We start from the raw sequence: 16,730 nt of genomic DNA on the forward strand, positions 1-16,730 counted from the left end.
AGGCGCATCTGCGTCATGGACTATATCAGCACGCGGGGCTCGGCGCCCACCCTCGACTTTCGTGCCGCTACGCTCGCCGGACTGGCGAGCGACGGCGGGCTCTATGTGCCGGAGGCGTGGCCACGACTGTCTCCCGACGAGATCCGCGCACTGGCCGGGCTCGACTATGTCGAGACCGCGGTACGGGTCATCGCGCCATTCGTCGCCGGCGTGCTGTCGGAGGACGAACTGCGTGGGTTGTGTAAGGCCGCCTATGGCAGCTTCAGCCACGATGCGGTGACGCCGCTCGTCCAACTCGACCATCGTCACTGGCTGCTCGAGCTGTTCCACGGCCCGACACTGGCGTTCAAGGATGTCGCGCTGCAACTGCTCGGCCAGTTGTTCGAGACGTTCCTCGCCGGCGGCGACCGCGACATCACCATCGTCGGCGCGACGTCGGGCGATACCGGGTCGGCGGCGATCGAGGCGGTGGCGGGGCGCGAGCATATCCGCATTTTCATGCTCCATCCCGAAGGCCGCGTCAGCGACGTCCAGCGGCGCCAGATGACGACGGTGCTGGCGCCGAACGTCCACAATATCGCGATCGACGGCAGCTTCGACGATGCGCAGGCGATGGTGAAACGCCTGTTCGGCGACGAAGAGGCGCGCGGACAACTGACGCTGTCGGCGGTGAACAGCATCAACTGGGCTCGGCTTATGGCGCAGATCGTCTATTATTTCTATGCCGGCGTCCGCCTCGGCGCGCCCGACCGGGACATCGCGTTCAGCGTGCCGACGGGCAATTTCGGCGATGTTTTCGCCGGCTATGTCGCGGCGCAGATGGGCCTGCCCGTGGCGAGGCTCGTCGTCGCGACCAACGTCAACGACATCCTTCATCGCGCCTTGACTAGCGGCGATTACAGCGCGGGCAGCGTTACGCCGACCGCGACGCCGAGCATGGACATCCAGGTCAGCAGCAATTTCGAGCGGCTTCTGTTCGACCTGTCGGGGCGGGACGGCGGCGCGATCGCGCGGATGATGGGCGAGTTCGACGCCCATCGCGCGATGTCGATCCCCGAGGACATGCTCACCGGTGCGCGGCGCCTGTTTTCGAGCGCGCGGATCGACGGCGACGAAATGGCGCTCGCCTTGCGCTGGGCCCAGGAATGTGGCGGCCAGCTGATCGATCCGCACAGCGCGGTCGGGCTGGCGGCGGCGCGTGCGCTCGATATCGACGCCGATGTACCGATCGTCACGCTCGCGACCGCGCACCCGGCGAAATTCCCCGATGCCGTCGAGCGCGCAAGCGGGGTGCGCCCGCCGTTGCCCGCGCGGCTGGGCAATCTGTTCGATCGCGAGGAACGCTATGAGCGGCTTCCGGGCGATTATGAGGCGGTGAAGGCCCATATCCTCTCCGAAGCCGCCCGTGGCTGACCTGCTGCCCCTGAAGACGCTCGTCGGCGAGGGGTGGGACGACTACGGCCTGGTCGACAGCGGCGGCGGACGCAAGCTCGAACGCTATGGCGCCTATCGCTTCATTCGCCCCGAGCCGCAGGCGATGTGGGAACCGGCGCTGCCAGCGAGCGAATGGGACGCGGCAGATGGCGAGTTCGTGCCCGCGTCGGACGAGGATGGTGGCGGGCGCTGGTATTTTCAGGGGCCCGTGCCCGCCGAAGGCTGGCCGCTCGGCTGGCGCGAGACCCGCTTCACGGCGAGCTGCACGCCGTTCCGGCATCTGGGCTTTTTTCCCGATATGGCGCCGGTGTGGGACTGGCTGCGCGAGCGGGTCGCGGACAAGGCCGACCCCGCTTTCCTGAACCTCTTCGGCTATACCGGTGTCGGCAGTCAGGCGCTCGCCGCGGCGGGCGCTGCGGTCACGCATGTCGATGCGTCGAAGAAGTCGGTGGCACAGGCGCGTGAGAATGCCGAGCTGGCGGGGCTTGCCGACAGGCCGATCCGCTGGATCGTCGACGATGCGGGCAAGTTCGCCGCGCGCGAGGTGCGGCGCGGGCGCCGTTACGACGCCATATTGCTCGATCCGCCCAAGTTCGGTCGCGGCCCGAACAATGAGCGCTGGCAGATCGAGGAGGGACTGGCCCCGCTGCTTGCCGATTGCGGACAATTGCTCGATGCCGACAGCCGCGCGCTGTTCCTGACCGTTTATGCGGTGCGCATGTCGGCGCTGGCGATCGGCGAGCTGCTTGCGCAGAGGCTGGCGCATCTGCCGGGCATCGTCGAATGCGGCGAACTGGCGGTGCGCGAAGAGGCGAGGGGGCTGTTGCTCCCCACCGCCATCTTCGCACGCTGGAGCCGTTAGACCGGCTGGTTATACATCTCGGTCGGCCCCGGATATTCGCTGCCGTTGTCGGTGCCGACTTCGCGCGCGATCAGCGCGTTCGTCTGTTTGTTCAGCTTCATCACCGTCGCCTTGTGCTTCGGATCGAGTGCGAGATTGACGATCTCGCCGGGGTCCGCGTGCGTGTCATAGAGCTCCAGGTCGTTCATGGCCGTGAGCGTCTGCCAGTCGGTCGGCGTATGGTGGTGCGCCGGGGCGAAGTAGCGGGCAAATTTGTAACGCCCGTCGTGGACACCACGGTGCAGGCGGCGCTTCGACAGGTCGAAACGCTTGGAATAGTCGGGCTCGCCCGAGGGGAGGGTCGCGGTACGATCCTTCGTCGGTTCCCAATAATGGACGACGGCATAGTCGAAGAGATGCCCCTGCCGGTCGCGTTCGGTCTTTGCCGTGGGCGCAGAGAGCAGGCTCGATACGTCGATGCCGGGCAGGCCCGGGAAGCGGCTCGCCTGCTCGCCCGCGGACAGGCCCGCGAGGGTCATCAGCGTCGGGGCGATGTCGATCGCGCCCATCAGCCCCTTGGTGGTGCGCCCGCCGCCGAAATCGGGGTGGGCGATGATCATCGGGATGTTGGTTTCCTCGCGATACATCGTCGCGCCTTTCTGGCGCATCCCGTGCGCACCCGCGCGTTCGCCGTGGTCGCTGGTGTAGATGATGATCGTATTGTCGATCTGTCCGCTCTCCTTGAGCGCCCAGAGCAATTGCCCCAGGCGGCGATCGACGTCGCGCAGGCAATTGTAATAATAGTTGATGAAGCGGTGCCAGCTTTCCTCGTCGTCGTGGCGCATGATGCCATAGAAGAGGTCGTTGAGCCGCACGATCGCGCGATGCGCCTCGGGCTTGGTCGAAAGATCGTCCTTGTAGAAGCTCGCCGGCAGGTCGAACTTGTTGTCGACCTCGTAGATCGGGTCGCCCGGTTCGCGGCGCAGCGGGCCGAGGATGTTCGGGTCGGGGCGGCTTTCGGCCTGCTTGCCCGTCGCGTCATAGAACATGATGTCGTGCGGATTGACCAGGCCGACGACCTGGAACCAGGGCTTGCCGCCGGCCTTGTCGCGCCGCGCATAGTCGAAGATGGCGCGCGCCGCGTCGCCCGCGACATACATGTCGGCCTTGTACCCGTCCCACGTCAGCCCGACTTCCTCGCCGTCGAAGCCGTAATCGTGGAAGCCATATTTCTCCATCGCATTTTCGGTGGTCGGATAGATGCCGCCGGGGACACGCGCCCAGTCGCGTTCGTAGTTGATGCGGCTCAAATGCCACTTGCCCTTGTAGCTCGTGTAATAGCCGGCGGCCTGCATCATGTGGCCGAGCGTCGGCATGTCGTCGGCGGCGACGGGATAGGGGGCATTGTCGCTGTTGAGGAACAGGCCCGTCTGTTGCGTGTGGTGCCCCTGAAAGATCGTCGAGCGCGACGGGGTGCAGGGGGTCGTGTGGACATGATAGTTTTCGACGAGCAACCCGCGTTCGAGCAGTTCGCGGTGCGCGGGCAGCTTTTCCAGCAGGCCGGCGGGATAGCTCGCCATGCTCTGCTCCTGATCGGTGACGATCATCAGGACATTATAGGGTTTTCCATTCTTCGCGAGCGCCGGCCCCGCGACCCCTGCGGCGGCGAGCGCGCCCATGCCTCCGACGAATGTGCGGCGATCGACATCCCAACCCATCTTGCTCTCCCATCCTGTCCCGTCGTCATGGAAAAGGCCCGCGGCGCTGGGACGCGCGCCGCGGGCCGGGATCGCGTCAGAATTTGAACGCGACGTCCACACCGAATTCGCGCGGCGGTTGATAGAATTGCTGGATCGGCGTCGCGCCCGCCGAAATCGCCCCGGAGATGACCTCCTGGTTGGTCAGGTTCGATCCATAGAGGGTGACCTTCCACCGGTCGTCCAGTCCCGCGACCGCGATGCTTGCGTTCACCAGCATCACTTCCTTGCGATAATAGCCCGGATCATTGTCGCGGCCCCAGGTGTTGAAGCGGCTCGAATAGCGCCCGTCGCCGTGCAGTTTCACTTCGCCGAAGCCGGTCGGAATGACATAATCGGCCGACAGGCTGCCGCTCCATTTGGGCGCATTGGCCAGCTCGAGATACGTCGAATCGGTGGGCACCGCGAAGGTGCCGTTGGGAACGCCGTTAATCAGGATCGGCGTCGCCGGGGCGCACTGGCCCGGTTCGGGCGAGCCATCGGTGAACACACCGTTCGTATCGGCGCAAAAGTCCGTATAGCGCGCATGGAGATAGGCAAGGTTCGCGCCGAAGGTCAGCCCCGGTGCCGGACGCAGCAGCGTCTCGACCTCGAAGCCATAGATTTTCGCCGCCGCGACATTGGTCGTGATATTTTCGGGCCGCACGGCGCCCATCTTCGTCACCGAGCTTTGCAGGTTGCGGTAGTTGTTGACGAAGCCCGCGACGTTGAAGCGCAGCAACCGGTCGAACAGATCGGTCTTGGCGCCGACTTCGAACGCATTCACCCGCTCGGGGTCATAGGGGCCGATATTTTCGGGCGTGGTGCCGCGCGAATTATAGCCGCCCGCCTTATAGCCCTGCGAATAGTTGGCATAGAGCATCGCGGAGGGCGACAGCTTGTATTCGACCGTCAGTCGGGGAGTGAATTCGGCCCAGCTGTTGTTGAGATTGCTCTGGAAGGACGAGCGCTGGATGTCGTTGATCAGGACCTGCGTGCCGATGTCGTATTTCTTTCGATCATGGCTGTAGCGTCCGCCGATCGACAAGGTCAGGCTGTCGGTGGGATGCGCGTTGACGAGCGCGAAAAGCGCATAGCTTTCGGTGTCCTGGTGAAGCTGCGCCAGAGTGGTCGTCGTCGGATTGGCAAGCACCGTGTTGAACTGGCGCCATTTGTCTGCCTGGTAATAGGCGCCGACCACGAAATCGACGGGTTCGTCGGCGGGCGAGACATAGCGCAGCTCGGCGCTCTTCGATTCGCCTGAAAAGTCACGCGAGACGTCGAGTTGCGGGGCCGGATCGATCAGGCCGTCGAAGTCGCCGCGCGTGACATAGGTCAGGTGGCGATAGCCGAGGACGGCGGCGATGCTGCCGTAGCCGACGTCGAGGTTGGCGTTCCACGACCCGCCATAGCTTTCGGTATTGGCATAGGGATCGAAGGGCACCGCCGACTTGCGCACGTCGGTTTTTACTTCGTCGGGAAGCAGGTCCCAGCTCGGGTCGCCGTTGTCGAGGACGTGCGGCGCCGGCCCGGTCGTCTTTTGCTTGAGCCAGTCGACGACGAGGGTCGATGTGAACGGGCCACCCTTGTCGTAGTTGAGCGCACCGCGCACCGATTTGACATTCGCGGTGTTCAGTTTGTTGCCGGTGACCACGTTGCGGCTGTAGCCGTTATAGTCGCGGAAATTGACCGAGATCTTCGCCGCAAGCGCGTCGTCGAGAAAGCGGCCGCTGTTGATCTTGCCGCGGAACTGCTTGAGGCCGTTCGAACCGGCGGTGAGCCGCACCTCGCCGCCGAAATCGTCGGTCGGGCGCGAGGTGATGACGTTGATCGTGCCGGCGAGGTTGTTCTTGCCGAACAGCACGCCCTGCGGCCCTTTCAGCACCTCGATGCGCTCGACATCGAAGAGGTCGAGCATCGTGCTGGAAACGAAGGGGATATAGACGCCGTCGATGATCGTGCTGACCTTCGGATCGGCGTTGGGGTCGGGATCCGAGGTGCTCATGCCGCGGATCGAAATCATCGGAACATTCGCCACGAGCCCCTGCGTCTGAAGGACGACATTGGGCGCGATGCCGTTCAGGCTGGTGATATTGGTGCTGCCGCTCGCTTCGACCATCTCGCTGTTGAAGGCGGCGATGGCGATCGGAACGTCTTGCACGCTTTCGCTGCGGCGCTGCGCGGTGACGACGATATCGGAGCCATAGCTTTGTGCTTCGACCGCGGCGTCCGCGCCGTCGGCGGGCGGCGTATCGGCGGTCTGGGCGTGAACAGGATTTGCCATCAGGGCGGCGCCGGCCGCGGACAGCAATAGGAATGCGCTTTTCATTTCATCCTCCCGAACCGGCCGTGCGTCATCGCCTTCCTGCACGCGCTATCGCGGCGGAAATGCGGCAGCGCATCCGGCCATCTCTTTTCGTTTCGGGAGTGGGCCGCTTGGCGGCCATGCCAGATCGTCCGAGAGGGCAGGGGGAATTTTCCCCTTTTTGCACCCTGTCTTCGCGGACTGAGTCGTCCCGCTCCCGCATCCTTGGTAGCACGGGAAAAAAATACTTCAACTACTAAGTAATTTGCTTCGCCGCTGCCAGCGGGCCTTGCGTTTGCGTGTCGAGCTTCGATATAAGTTAGAAATCTAAGTAAATTCGGAATGCGCGAATCGGCGCGTTTCGGGGGCATCGAATTTTGGCAGGGGACGCCGAATGGCGGCGGCGCGCACATTATACGACAAGATCTGGGACGCGCATGCCGTGGTCGAGGATGAGGGCGAAACGTTGCTCTATGTCGATTTGCACCTGCTGCACGAGGTGACCTCGCCGCAGGCATTCGCCGCGCTCGACGCCGCGCGGCGCCCGGTCCGACGTCCGGAGCGTGCGCTGGCGCTGTCCGATCACAATGTCCCGACCGAGGGTCAGGCGGCGGGACCGTCGGCGGTCGCCGACGCCCAAGCGCGGGCACAGCTCGAACGACTGGCGACGAATGCCGACCGGTTCGGCATCGAGCGGTTTGCGATGGGGGATGCACGCAATGGCATCGTGCACGTCGTCGGCCCCGAGCAGGGACGCTCGCAGCCCGGGATGACGATCGTGTGCGGCGACAGCCATACCTCGACGCACGGCGCGTTCGGCGCGCTCGCTTTCGGAATCGGCACCAGCGAGGTCGAGCATGTGCTTGCGACGCAGACGATCCGGCAGCGGCGGTCGCGCAACATGCGGATCGGGGTCGAGGGTCGGTTGGCGGCCCACGTATCGGCGAAGGATCTGGCGCTGCATATCCTGGGCGCGATCGGCGTCGATGGCGCGGCGGGCCATGTCGTCGAATATGCGGGGGAGGCCATTCGCGCGCTGTCGATGGAAGCGCGGATGACGCTGTGCAACCTCAGCATCGAAATGGGCGCGCGCGCGGGCCTGGTCGCTCCCGACGCCGTCACCTTCGCCTATCTGCAAGGCCGTCCCGCCGCCCCTGCCGGGGAGGCGTGGGCGAGCGCGATGACACGCTGGCGTGCACTGGCGAGCGATGCCGACGCCCGCTTCGACCGCGAGGTGACGATCGACGCCGCGGCTGTGCGCCCGATGGTGAGCTGGGGCACCAATCCGTCGCAGGTCGTCGCGATCGACGGCGTGGTCCCCGATCCCGCCACGCTGCCGGACGGCGAACGGCGGGCGGCGGCCGAGCGGGCGCTCGCCTATATGGACCTGGCGCCCGGCACGCGGCTGGCCGGTACGCGGCTCGACCGGGTGTTCATCGGCAGTTGCACGAACAGCCGGATCGAGGACCTGAGGCTGGCGGCCGACGTGGTGCGGGGGCGTAGCGTCGCGCGGCATGTGCGCGCCATGGTGGTTCCGGGGTCGGGACTGGTCAAGCAGCAGGCGGAGGCCGAAGGGCTGGACCGCGTTTTCCGCGAGGCGGGGTTCGACTGGCGCGAACCCGGTTGTTCGCTATGCGTGGGGATGAATCCCGACCGGCTGCAACCCGGCGAACGCTGCGCATCAACCTCTAACCGCAATTTCGAGAATCGGCAGGGGCGCGGCGGGCGTACGCACTTGATGAGCCCGGCGCTGGCGGCAGCAAGCGCAATCGCGGGAGCGATCGCGGCGCCCGAAATGCTCTAGGGCACCGATTCGAACCGCGCGATCGCGTCGTCGTGGCGCAGGGTCCGGGCGATATCGTCGAGCCCCTCGAGCAGGACGCGGCGATCGTCGGGATCGATCGCGAACGCGATCGTTTCGCCCGACGGCAGGCGAATATGTTCATCCTCCAGGTCGACTTCGATCGGCGCATATTGCGATCGCTCGATCTCGTCGCGCAACCGGGCGCAGGTCGCATCGGGAAGGCGGATCAGGAGCAGGCCATTCTTGCGCGCATTGCTTGCGAAAATGTCGCCGAAGCTCGGCGCCACGACGCAGCGGATGCCGAAATCGACGAGCGCCCACGCGGCATGCTCGCGCGACGAGCCACAGGCGAAATTGCGATCAGCGACAAGGATCCCGGCGGCGCGGCACGCCGGATGATTCAGGATGAACTCCGGCCGTTCGCTCCCGTCCTCGCGGTAGCGCAGCTCCTGGAACAGGTGGCGGCCGAGACCTTCGCGCGTCAATGCCTTCATAAAGCGCGCAGGGATGACCATGTCGGTGTCGACATTGGCGAGCGACAGCGGCGCGGCGGGCGCGCGCAGCCGGGTGAACTTCTGCATCGATGCAGGCTCCTCGATACTAACTTAGTATTCTAAGTAAATTGCCGAGGGCTATTTGTCCAACGCAATCGCCGCCTTACCGAAAGGCGGACGGTCGAAAGACGGTTGCCGCCGGATTCTTCGGGCTCTAAGATTTGCCAAAGGCGCGGCCGCAAAGGTCGACGCCGGGGCGCCCGCAGGGGAGGACGAATTTGGCTAAAACAGAACAACGCTACCGGCATCCCGCCGAATATTACACCGATCCGGAAAACAGCATCGGCTATCTGGCCCGCATCGTCTTCCGGTCCTTTTCCCGCCTGCTCGAGCGCAAGACGCTGGCCTATGACGTGTCGGCGGGGCAATGGCGCTTCCTGCGCCAGCTCTGGCGGGAGGACGGCATCACCCAGCGCGAATTGTCGGAACGCGTCGGGATGCGCGAGCCGACCACGGTGGTCGCATTGAAGGGGCTGGAGAAAGCGGGGCTGATCACGCGCAAGAAGACATCCGAGGATCGCCGCAAGACCTTCATCTTCCTGACGCCGCACGCCCGCAAGCTCGAGCTGGTGCTCGCCCCCATGAACGCGGAAATTCACGAGATCGCGACGCGCGGCATGACCGATGTCGAAGTCGAACAGCTCCAGTCGCTGATGCGCCGCGTCATCGGCAACCTCGCCGACGAGACGCAGCAACTGTCGGTGCTGTCCGAAATCAAGGCTTGATCGCAGCAGCACGACATTGCAGGAGCATCCGGGCATAGGTTAGTATTCTAATCATTTTGTTCGGGGAGCAGCGATGACCAGCATAGCCGTAATCGTGGGCAGCACACGCGAGGGCAGTTACAACCGGGCGCTGGCGCGCCTCGCGATCGACCGACTTCAGGCGCACGGCGCCACGGTGACCGCGGTCGACCTCGCCGAGCTCGACCTGCCGATCTATTCGGACAGGCTGGAAAAGACCGATTTCCCCGCCGATGCGCTGGCGCTCAAGCAGCTACTGGCGGCGCACGACGGGCTGCTCGCGGTGTCGCCCGAGTATAATGGCTCGGTGCCGGCGTTGCTGAAGAACGCGATAGACTGGGCATCGCGCCCTACCGGCGACGAGGGACCGGTGGCGCTGACCGCGTTTCGCGGCAAGGCGGCGGCGATCATGTCGGCGTCTGTCAGCCCGTTCGGCGGGCTGCGCGGGCTGATGCACCTGCGCCAGATCCTGACGACGATCCAGATGATCGTGATCCCCGAACAGGTCCTGGTGCCGCTCGCCCACGCCGGTTTCGACGAGGACGGCAGTCTGAAGGAGGCGTTACCCGCGACGCTCGTCGACATGACGGCGGCCCGACTGGTTCAGGTCGCCGGAGCGCTGGCGCCTTAGTTAAGCCCGGCGGCGTCTGACCGGCGCCGCGTCGGAGCCGCGCTGGACATTGTCGCCCCAGTCGGCCTCGAGCGTTTCGAGCAAGGCGTCGAAGCGTTCGTGGCCGAGCTTGTCGGCGAGCTGTTCGGCGAGCGCGTCCATCGCCTGCTGCGCATCATGGCGCATCCGCGTGCCAAGGTCGGTCAGCGACACGATCATGTGCCGCCGGTCGGACGGATCGACATCCAGCCGGACGATGCCGAGCTCGACGAGCTGGCCGATCGTGCTGTGGATGGCCTGCCGCGACAGGCCGAGGTTGCGCGCGATGTCCGACGGGCGCACGATGCCGCTGACGATATTTGTCATCACCATCGATTGCGGACGGCTGACGTCGGGCCATCCATGATCGTGAAGCCGCGCCTGCAATCCCTCGTCGAGCCAGCAGAAGCGTTGGAATAGTGCGATGATGAGTTGATTGGTCCGCATGTTGCCGTCGCGATAAGCCCCTGTTGCCGGGCCGATTGCCGACCGGCTCACGCTAGAAGAAGGGTGGGGGCGAGGCAAGGCGAAGCGGCATTGCATCGGAAAATTGCTTAGTATACTATCTTTTTAATCGACGAGCCGTTATCCGGCCGCGAACGGGAAAGGGAGAGTCGCTTCGTCATGGACGGACTGATGCAGAATGTGCCGCTGACGGTCGATCGCATCCTCGATCATGCCGCCGCCTGGCACGGCAATCGCGAGATCGTGTCGCGCGATGCCGACGGGCGGGTGACCCGCTCGACCTATGCCGAGGTCCATGCCGATGCGAAGCGCGTGTCGAATGCGCTCGCGGCAGAGGGCATCAAGCCGGGCGACCGCGTGGCGACGATGGCGTGGAATGGCGCGCGGCACCTCGCCGCCTGGTATGGCGCCGCCGGGATGGGCGCCGTCCTGCACACCCTCAATCCGCGGCTGTTCCTCGAACAGATCGCCTATATTGCGAACCACGCAGAGGACCGATTGTTGATCGCCGATCCGGCGGTGGCCGACCTGGTCGAAGAGCTGTTGCCCCAAGTGCCGTCGATCGAGAAGGTGATCTTCTTCTGCGACCGCGCCTCGCTTCCCGAAACCAGCTTCGACGCCGTGGCGTTCGACGACTGGATCGCCGGGCATCCCACCGACTATCGATGGGGCGATTTCGACGAAAACGCCGCGTGCGGGCTGTGCTACACCAGCGGGACGACGGGCAACCCCAAGGGGGTGCTCTATTCGCACCGCTCGAACTATGTTCACGCGCTGATGACCTTGCAGCGCGACGCGCTCGCGCTGTCGGCGCGCGACACGGTTCTGCTGGTGGTGCCGATGTACCACGCCAACGCGTGGGGGGTCGTCTATTCGGCGCCCGCGGTCGGGGCCAAGCTCGTGTTGCCGGGGCAGCGGATGGACGGCGAGTCGATCTATAATCTGATCGAGGCGGAGGGCGTCACTTACTCGGCGGCGGTGCCGACGGTGTGGCAGATGCTGCTTCACTATATGCAGGAAAACGACAAGCGCTTTACGACGCTACAGCGCGTCACGATCGGCGGGTCGGCCTGTCCCGAATCGCTGATCCGCACCTTCCGCGACGATTATGGCGTCGACGTTATCCAGGGCTGGGGGATGACCGAAACCTCGCCGCTCGGCACGGTGTCGGTGCCCCAGGCATCGGTCGCCGCGAAATCGGACGCCGAGCAGATGGCGTACAAGCTCAAGCAGGGGCGGCTGCTCTGCGGGCTGGAGATGAAGCTGGTCGACGACGCGGGCAACCGCCTGCCGCACGATGGCAGGACCCCGGGCCGGCTGATGATCAAGGGGCCGACGATCGCGCGCGGCTATTTCGGCGGCGAGGGCGGCGACGTGCTCGACGCGGAGGGCTTTTTCGACACCGGCGACGTCAGCACGATCGACGGCGAAGGCTATATGCAGATCACCGACCGGGCGAAGGATGTCGTCAAGTCGGGCGGCGAATGGATCAGCTCGATCGAGATAGAGAATATCGCGACCGGACATGATGCGGTCGCGGTCGCGGCGGTGGTCGGCGTGTCGCATCCCAAATGGGACGAGCGGCCGATCCTGCTGTGCCAGCTCAAGCCCGGAGTCAGCGCGAGCGCCGACGACATCAAGGCCTATCTCGACGGCAAGATCGCCAAATGGTGGATGCCCGACGACATCCTGTTCGTCGAAGAAATCCCGCTCGGCCCGACCGGCAAGATCGACAAGAAAGCCATCCGCGCGGGGTTGGAGGGATATGAGCTGCCCTTCGAGGCGACGCGCTGACATGTTCCCCGCCGATGACAAGATATAGCAAGCAGGAGAGAGACTGATGGACCCCAACGGGATCGAAGGACTGGACGCGCAATTCATCGGCCGCGTTTCGCCGACCGCGCCGCGGATTCAGGCGGGCGGACACCCGTGTCAGGGCATCTACTGGACGCAAAGCGGCACGCGCCCGAAAGTCGCGATCATCGCCACCCACTATAATGTCGATTTTTCCGAACATTATATCGCGCCCTATTTCGCGCGGCAGGGCTTTGGCTTCCTCGGCTGGAACACGCGCTATCGCGGGGTCGAGGATCAGTTTCTGCTCGAACATGCGATCGTCGACATCGGCGTGGGCATGAAGTGGTTGAAAGAAGAAGCGGGCGTCGAGCACATCGTCATCCTCGGCAATTCGGGCGGCGGCTCGCTGATGGGCGCCTATCAGGCCGAAGCGATCGCGCCGACGCTGACAGATCGCCTGCCATCGGCCGGGCAGGACGCGCTCGCGCAGTTGGTCAAGGGCGACCTCTATATTAGCTTCAATGCGCATCAGGGGCGGCCCGAGGTGCTGACCGACTGGATGGATGCGTCGGTGATCGACGAGAATGATCCGGTGGCGACCGACCCCGAACTCGACCCGTTCAACCCCGAGAACGGCCCGCCCTATTCGGACGCGTTCATCGCGAAATACCGTGCCGCACAGCGCGCGCGCAACCAGCGCATCACCGACTGGGCGAAGGCCGAGCTGAAGCGGCTGAACGACGCGGGCATCCCCGACCGCATCTTTCCGATGTTCCGGTGTTGGGGCGACATTCGCTGCGTCGATCCGGCGATCGACCCGTCGGACCGCAAGCCCAACTGGTGCTATCGCGGCGATCCGGCGATCGCCAACCGCACCCCCAGCATCGGCCGCGCGAACACGATAAAGACGTGGCTCAACATGTGGAGCCTCGAAACCTCGCCGTGTCAGGGACAGCCGCATCTCGCCAAGCACGACACCCCTGCGCTCGTCGTGCAGGGCACGGCCGACACCGGCGTCTTCCCGAGCGATGCGCGCAAGATCTTCGATTTCCTCGGCTCGCAGGACAAGACGCTCGAATTGATCAAGGGCGCGCATTATTTCGAGGATTCGATTGAGGAGCGTCAGAATGCCGCCGACCTGGTCGGCGCCTGGATTCGGGAGAAGCTGTAAGTGGCAACGGCCGGCGCCGCCATCATCGACGATCTGCGCGGCGCCGGGTTGACCGTGGCTGACGGCGCAGTGCCCGAGCCGCTGACCGGCGGCGTGTCGTGCGACGTGTGGAAGGTCGAGACGGCGGATGGCCCGGTCGTGGTCAAGCGTCCCCTCGAACAGTTGCGCGTCGCCGCCGAATGGCACGCACCGGTCGAGCGCGGCGCGAGCGAGGTCCGCTGGCTGCGCCGCGCGCGCGCCGTCGATCCGCGCATGGTGCCCGAAGTGCTCGCCGAACTGCCCGCCTATGGCTTTGCGATGCGCTTCCTTTCCGGCGCGCCGGTGTGGAAGGACGAGCTCGTTGCCGGGCGCGTCGATGCAGATTTTGCCGCGGCGGTCGGCGCGCGGATCGCCGCGGTGCATGCAGCGACCGCGGGCGATGCCGCCGTGCGCGACGCGTTCCCGACCGATGCGATGTTTCGGGCGCTCCGCGTCGATCCTTTCCTGCTGTATGTCGCCGAGCATGATGCCGAACTCGCGCCGGCGCTCCGTGCGCTCGCTGCGGATCTGTCGGATCGCAAGATTGCGCTCGTTCATGGCGACGTCAGCCCGAAGAACATTCTGGTGGCGGCCGACGGCCCGGTGTTCCTCGATGCCGAGTGTGCCGTCTATGGCGATCCCGCCTTCGATCTGGCTTTCTGTACGACGCACCTGTTGTTGAAGACGGTGTGGCTCGGCGATGCGCGGCTGCGCGAGGCAGCAACGGCGATGGTGGCCGCCTATCGAGAGCACATCGACTGGGAAGTGCCGGCGGAGCTGTTGTCGCGCGCCGGAAAGCTCACCGCTGCGTTGCTGCTCGCGCGCGTCGAGGGCAAGTCGCCCGCACCCTATTTGACCGAACCCGAGCATCGGCGTGTTGTCCGTGAGCAGGCGCGCGCGCTGCTGTTGGCGCCCGCCTCGCTCGATCGGCTCGTCGCTCATTGGAAAAGGACAATGACATGACTTCGCGTATCGCCTCCGTCACCGGCCGCCAGCTCTGGGATTCGCGCGGACGCCCGACGGTCGAGGCCGAAGTGACGCTCGAATCGGGGGCGGTCGGCCGCGCTATTGCGCCGGCGGGCGCATCGCGCGGCGCGCACGAAGCGATCGACCTGCGCGACGGCGGGGCGGCCTTTGGCGGCTTCGGCGTCAATGGCGCGGTCGCGGGCATCGGTGCCGAGATCGCCGGCGCGATCGCCGGAATGGACGCGCGCGACCAGGCGGCGGTCGACACGGCGCTGTGCGACCTCGACGGGACCGCGAACAAGGCGCGGCTCGGCGCCAACGCCGTCGTCGCGGTGTCGATGGCGGTGCTCCATGCCGCGGCGGCCGACGCGCGCGAGCCCTTGTGGCGCTATCTGGCGGGGGGGACGGCCGTACGTATCCCGCTTCCCGAAATCCAGATTTTCGGCGGCGGCGCCCACGCCGGGCGGCGTACCGACGTGCAGGACTTCATGGTGATGTGCCCCGCCGCCGGCAGCTTCCGCCGCGCGCTGGAGATCACCGACGACGTCTATCGCGCCGCAGGCAAGCTGATGGAGGAAAAGGGGCCGCTGTCGGGGGTCGCCGACGAAGGCGGCTGGTGGCCCAATTTCGCGTCGAACGAGGATGCGCTCGACACGCTGACCCGCGCGATCGAGGCGAGCGGGTATCGCGCGGGCGAGGATGTGTTCATCTCGCTCGACATCGCGGCGAACGAATTCGGCGATGCGTCGGGATACCGCCTCGCGCTCGACGACCGGCGGCTGTCGGGCGAGGAGATGGCGGCGCGGATCGTCGAATGGGCGGGACGCTATCCGATCCTGTCGATCGAGGACCCGGCGGGGCAGGACGACTGGGCCACGATGGCGGCGGTCACCGCGGCGATCGGCGAGCGCGTCCAGATCATCGGCGACGATGTGCTCGTCACCAATGCGGCGCGGGTTGCGCGCGCCGGCGAAGCGGCGGTGTGCAACGCGGCGCTGATCAAGGTGAACCAGGTCGGCACGGTGACCGAGGCGAAGGCCGCGCTCGACGCCGCCGCGCAGCGCGGCTGGGGTACGATCGTTTCGGCGCGTTCGGGCGAGAGCGAGGATGTCACCATTGCGCATCTCGCGACCGGCTGGGACGCGGGTCAGTTGAAGGTCGGCAGCTTCACGCGTTCGGAACGCATGGCGAAGTGGAACGAGATGCTGCGGATCGAGGAGGCGATGGGCGCCGATGCCGAGTGGGCGGGCTTTTCCGCCTTTGCGGCGCCGATCGGGCGGGTCGCGGCATGATCGTCCTCCACGCCCGGCCGAGCCCCGGCTTTCGCGAAGGCGTCGATGCGATCTTTGGCCCCGACACCGTCGTCCATGTCGACGAGGCGGCTCCACTCGACGCGGTAGCGGGCGAGATCACCGCGCTGCTCCATGTGCTGACCCCGGTGACCGCCGAGTTCATCGCGTCGGCGCCGCAGCTCCGGCTGATCCAGAAGCTCGGTGTCGGGGTCAACACGATCGCGCTCGATGCGGCGCGTGAGGCGGGGGTCGCGGTATGCAACATGCCCGGCACCAACAGCCAGGCGGTCGCCGAGATGGCGCTGTCGCTGATGATGGCGGTGCTGCGCCGCACCTGCTTCTTCGATGCGCGCGCCCGCGCCGGCGAGGGGTGGACCGCCGATCCGTCGGAACTCGATGCGGTCGGCGAGATTGCGGGGCGCACCGTCGGGCTCGTCGGTTTCGGCCATTCGGCGCAGCGGCTCGCCCCGGTGCTCGAGGCGCTGGGGGCGACGGTCGTCTATACCGCGCGCAGCGAAAAGGCGCTGCCCTATGCCTATCTCCCGCTCGACCGCTTGCTGGCAACGAGCGATATCGTGTCGCTCCACATTCCGCTCACCGACGACACGCGCGGCGCGATCGATCCGTTCGCGATGAAGAAGGGGGCGGTGCTGGTAAATACCGCGCGCGGCGAACTGGTCGACGAGGCCGCACTCGTCCGGGCGCTTTCAACCGGGCATCTGCGCGGCGCGGGGCTCGACGTCTTCGCCGAGGAACCGCTGCCGCGCGGCAACCCGCTGCTCGGCCTGCCGAATGTCGTGCTCGCGCCGCATATCGCATGGCTGACCCCCGAAACGCTCGTCCGCAGCCTGACGGTGGCGCACGAGAATATCCGCCGGCTCGGGGTGGGCGAACCGCTTCTGCACCGCGTCGTCTGAGCATGAAAACCCCGTTCGCCCCGAGGAGCCGTTGAGCT

At 65.8% G+C, this 16,730-nt stretch carries 14 protein-coding genes; 10 read left to right on the top strand and 4 right to left on the bottom strand.

Going from position 1 to position 16,730, the window contains the following annotated elements:
- Nucleotides 1-15 precede the first annotated feature (15 nt).
- Both thrC and AC58D2_RS11955 read left to right on the top strand, forming a co-directional pair.
- Entirely contained in the window at nucleotides 16-1,413 is a 1,398-nt protein-coding gene (gene thrC, locus AC58D2_RS11950) for a threonine synthase (RefSeq protein WP_497390562.1), read from the top strand.
- 4 nt (nucleotides 1,414-1,417) lie between these two features.
- On the top strand, nucleotides 1,418-2,296 hold the full coding sequence (locus AC58D2_RS11955) for a class I SAM-dependent methyltransferase (RefSeq protein WP_497390998.1): 879 nt from the start codon (nucleotides 1,418-1,420) through the stop codon (nucleotides 2,294-2,296).
- On the opposite strand, the gene AC58D2_RS11960 is transcribed toward AC58D2_RS11955, so the two are convergent.
- Together AC58D2_RS11960 and AC58D2_RS11965 are read right to left on the bottom strand one after the other, a co-directional pair.
- On the bottom strand, nucleotides 2,293-3,993 hold the full coding sequence (locus tag AC58D2_RS11960) for a sulfatase family protein (protein WP_497390564.1): 1,701 nt from the start codon (nucleotides 3,991-3,993) through the stop codon (nucleotides 2,293-2,295). The genes AC58D2_RS11955 and AC58D2_RS11960 overlap by 4 nt on opposite strands.
- A 76-nt stretch (nucleotides 3,994-4,069) precedes the next feature.
- Nucleotides 4,070-6,295 (bottom strand): TonB-dependent receptor, encoded by a 2,226-nt coding sequence (locus AC58D2_RS11965; protein ID WP_497390566.1) that lies wholly within the window; start codon nucleotides 6,293-6,295, stop codon nucleotides 4,070-4,072.
- Between the two features lie 415 nt (nucleotides 6,296-6,710).
- Between AC58D2_RS11965 and leuC the strand changes: the two genes are divergently transcribed.
- Entirely contained in the window at nucleotides 6,711-8,120 is a 1,410-nt protein-coding gene (gene leuC, locus AC58D2_RS11970; RefSeq protein WP_497390568.1) for a 3-isopropylmalate dehydratase large subunit, read from the top strand.
- Here the strand turns inward: leuC and leuD are convergent.
- Nucleotides 8,117-8,701 (bottom strand): 3-isopropylmalate dehydratase small subunit, encoded by a 585-nt coding sequence (gene leuD, locus AC58D2_RS11975; protein ID WP_497390570.1) that lies wholly within the window; start codon nucleotides 8,699-8,701, stop codon nucleotides 8,117-8,119. The genes leuC and leuD overlap by 4 nt on opposite strands.
- 191 nt (nucleotides 8,702-8,892) lie before the next feature.
- Between leuD and AC58D2_RS11980 the strand changes: the two genes are divergently transcribed.
- Together AC58D2_RS11980 and AC58D2_RS11985 are read left to right on the top strand one after the other, a co-directional pair.
- Complete coding sequence (locus AC58D2_RS11980) at nucleotides 8,893-9,399, top strand: MarR family winged helix-turn-helix transcriptional regulator (protein ID WP_497390572.1); 507 nt, start codon at nucleotides 8,893-8,895, stop codon at nucleotides 9,397-9,399.
- 73 nt (nucleotides 9,400-9,472) lie between these two features.
- Nucleotides 9,473-10,048: an NADPH-dependent FMN reductase gene (locus tag AC58D2_RS11985; protein ID WP_497390574.1), complete on the top strand. Its 576-nt coding sequence runs from the start codon at nucleotides 9,473-9,475 to the stop codon at nucleotides 10,046-10,048.
- On the opposite strand, the gene AC58D2_RS11990 is transcribed toward AC58D2_RS11985, so the two are convergent.
- Complete coding sequence (locus AC58D2_RS11990) at nucleotides 10,049-10,564, bottom strand: MarR family winged helix-turn-helix transcriptional regulator (protein ID WP_497390576.1); 516 nt, start codon at nucleotides 10,562-10,564, stop codon at nucleotides 10,049-10,051.
- A 126-nt stretch (nucleotides 10,565-10,690) separates the two neighbouring features.
- Here AC58D2_RS11990 and AC58D2_RS11995 point away from each other — a divergent pair, with 126 nt between their 5' ends.
- Genes AC58D2_RS11995 through AC58D2_RS12015 form a run of 5 tightly spaced genes read left to right on the top strand, consistent with a single transcriptional unit; the run spans nucleotide 10,691 to nucleotide 16,692 of the window.
- Nucleotides 10,691-12,325 carry a long-chain-fatty-acid--CoA ligase gene (locus tag AC58D2_RS11995; protein ID WP_497390578.1) on the top strand — a complete coding sequence of 545 codons (1,635 nt, stop codon included), beginning with the start codon at nucleotides 10,691-10,693 and terminating at the stop codon, nucleotides 12,323-12,325.
- Between the two features lie 46 nt (nucleotides 12,326-12,371).
- Nucleotides 12,372-13,499: an alpha/beta hydrolase gene (locus AC58D2_RS12000; RefSeq protein WP_497390580.1), complete on the top strand. Its 1,128-nt coding sequence runs from the start codon at nucleotides 12,372-12,374 to the stop codon at nucleotides 13,497-13,499.
- Entirely contained in the window at nucleotides 13,500-14,480 is a 981-nt protein-coding gene (locus AC58D2_RS12005; protein ID WP_497390582.1) for a phosphotransferase family protein, read from the top strand.
- Nucleotides 14,477-15,775: a phosphopyruvate hydratase gene (gene eno, locus AC58D2_RS12010; protein WP_497390584.1), complete on the top strand. Its 1,299-nt coding sequence runs from the start codon at nucleotides 14,477-14,479 to the stop codon at nucleotides 15,773-15,775. Before AC58D2_RS12005 ends, eno begins: the two co-directional genes overlap by 4 nt.
- On the top strand, nucleotides 15,772-16,692 hold the full coding sequence (locus AC58D2_RS12015; RefSeq protein ID WP_497390586.1) for an NAD(P)-dependent oxidoreductase: 921 nt from the start codon (nucleotides 15,772-15,774) through the stop codon (nucleotides 16,690-16,692). Before eno ends, AC58D2_RS12015 begins: the two co-directional genes overlap by 4 nt.
- Nucleotides 16,693-16,730: the final 38 nt, after the last annotated feature.

The sequence above is a fragment of the Sphingopyxis sp. CR5 genome, assembly GCF_059693785.1.

Excerpts from the sequence above, each read along its gene's own strand:
- AC58D2_RS11960 (WP_497390564.1), bottom strand. The coding sequence starts at position 3,993 with ATGGGTTGGGATGTCGATCGCCGCACATTCGTCGGAGGCATGGGCGCG.
- AC58D2_RS12000 (WP_497390580.1), top strand. The coding sequence starts at position 12,372 with ATGGACCCCAACGGGATCGAAGGACTGGACGCGCAATTCATCGGCCGC.
- leuD (WP_497390570.1), bottom strand. The coding sequence starts at position 8,701 with ATGCAGAAGTTCACCCGGCTGCGCGCGCCCGCCGCGCCGCTGTCGCTC.
- AC58D2_RS11965 (WP_497390566.1), bottom strand. The coding sequence starts at position 6,295 with ATGGCAAATCCTGTTCACGCCCAGACCGCCGATACGCCGCCCGCCGAC.
- AC58D2_RS12015 (WP_497390586.1), top strand. The coding sequence starts at position 15,772 with ATGATCGTCCTCCACGCCCGGCCGAGCCCCGGCTTTCGCGAAGGCGTC.
- eno (WP_497390584.1), top strand. The coding sequence starts at position 14,477 with ATGACTTCGCGTATCGCCTCCGTCACCGGCCGCCAGCTCTGGGATTCG.
- AC58D2_RS11995 (WP_497390578.1), top strand. The coding sequence starts at position 10,691 with ATGGACGGACTGATGCAGAATGTGCCGCTGACGGTCGATCGCATCCTC.
- AC58D2_RS11985 (WP_497390574.1), top strand. The coding sequence starts at position 9,473 with ATGACCAGCATAGCCGTAATCGTGGGCAGCACACGCGAGGGCAGTTAC.
- leuC (WP_497390568.1), top strand. The coding sequence starts at position 6,711 with ATGGCGGCGGCGCGCACATTATACGACAAGATCTGGGACGCGCATGCC.
- thrC (WP_497390562.1), top strand. The coding sequence starts at position 16 with ATGGACTATATCAGCACGCGGGGCTCGGCGCCCACCCTCGACTTTCGT.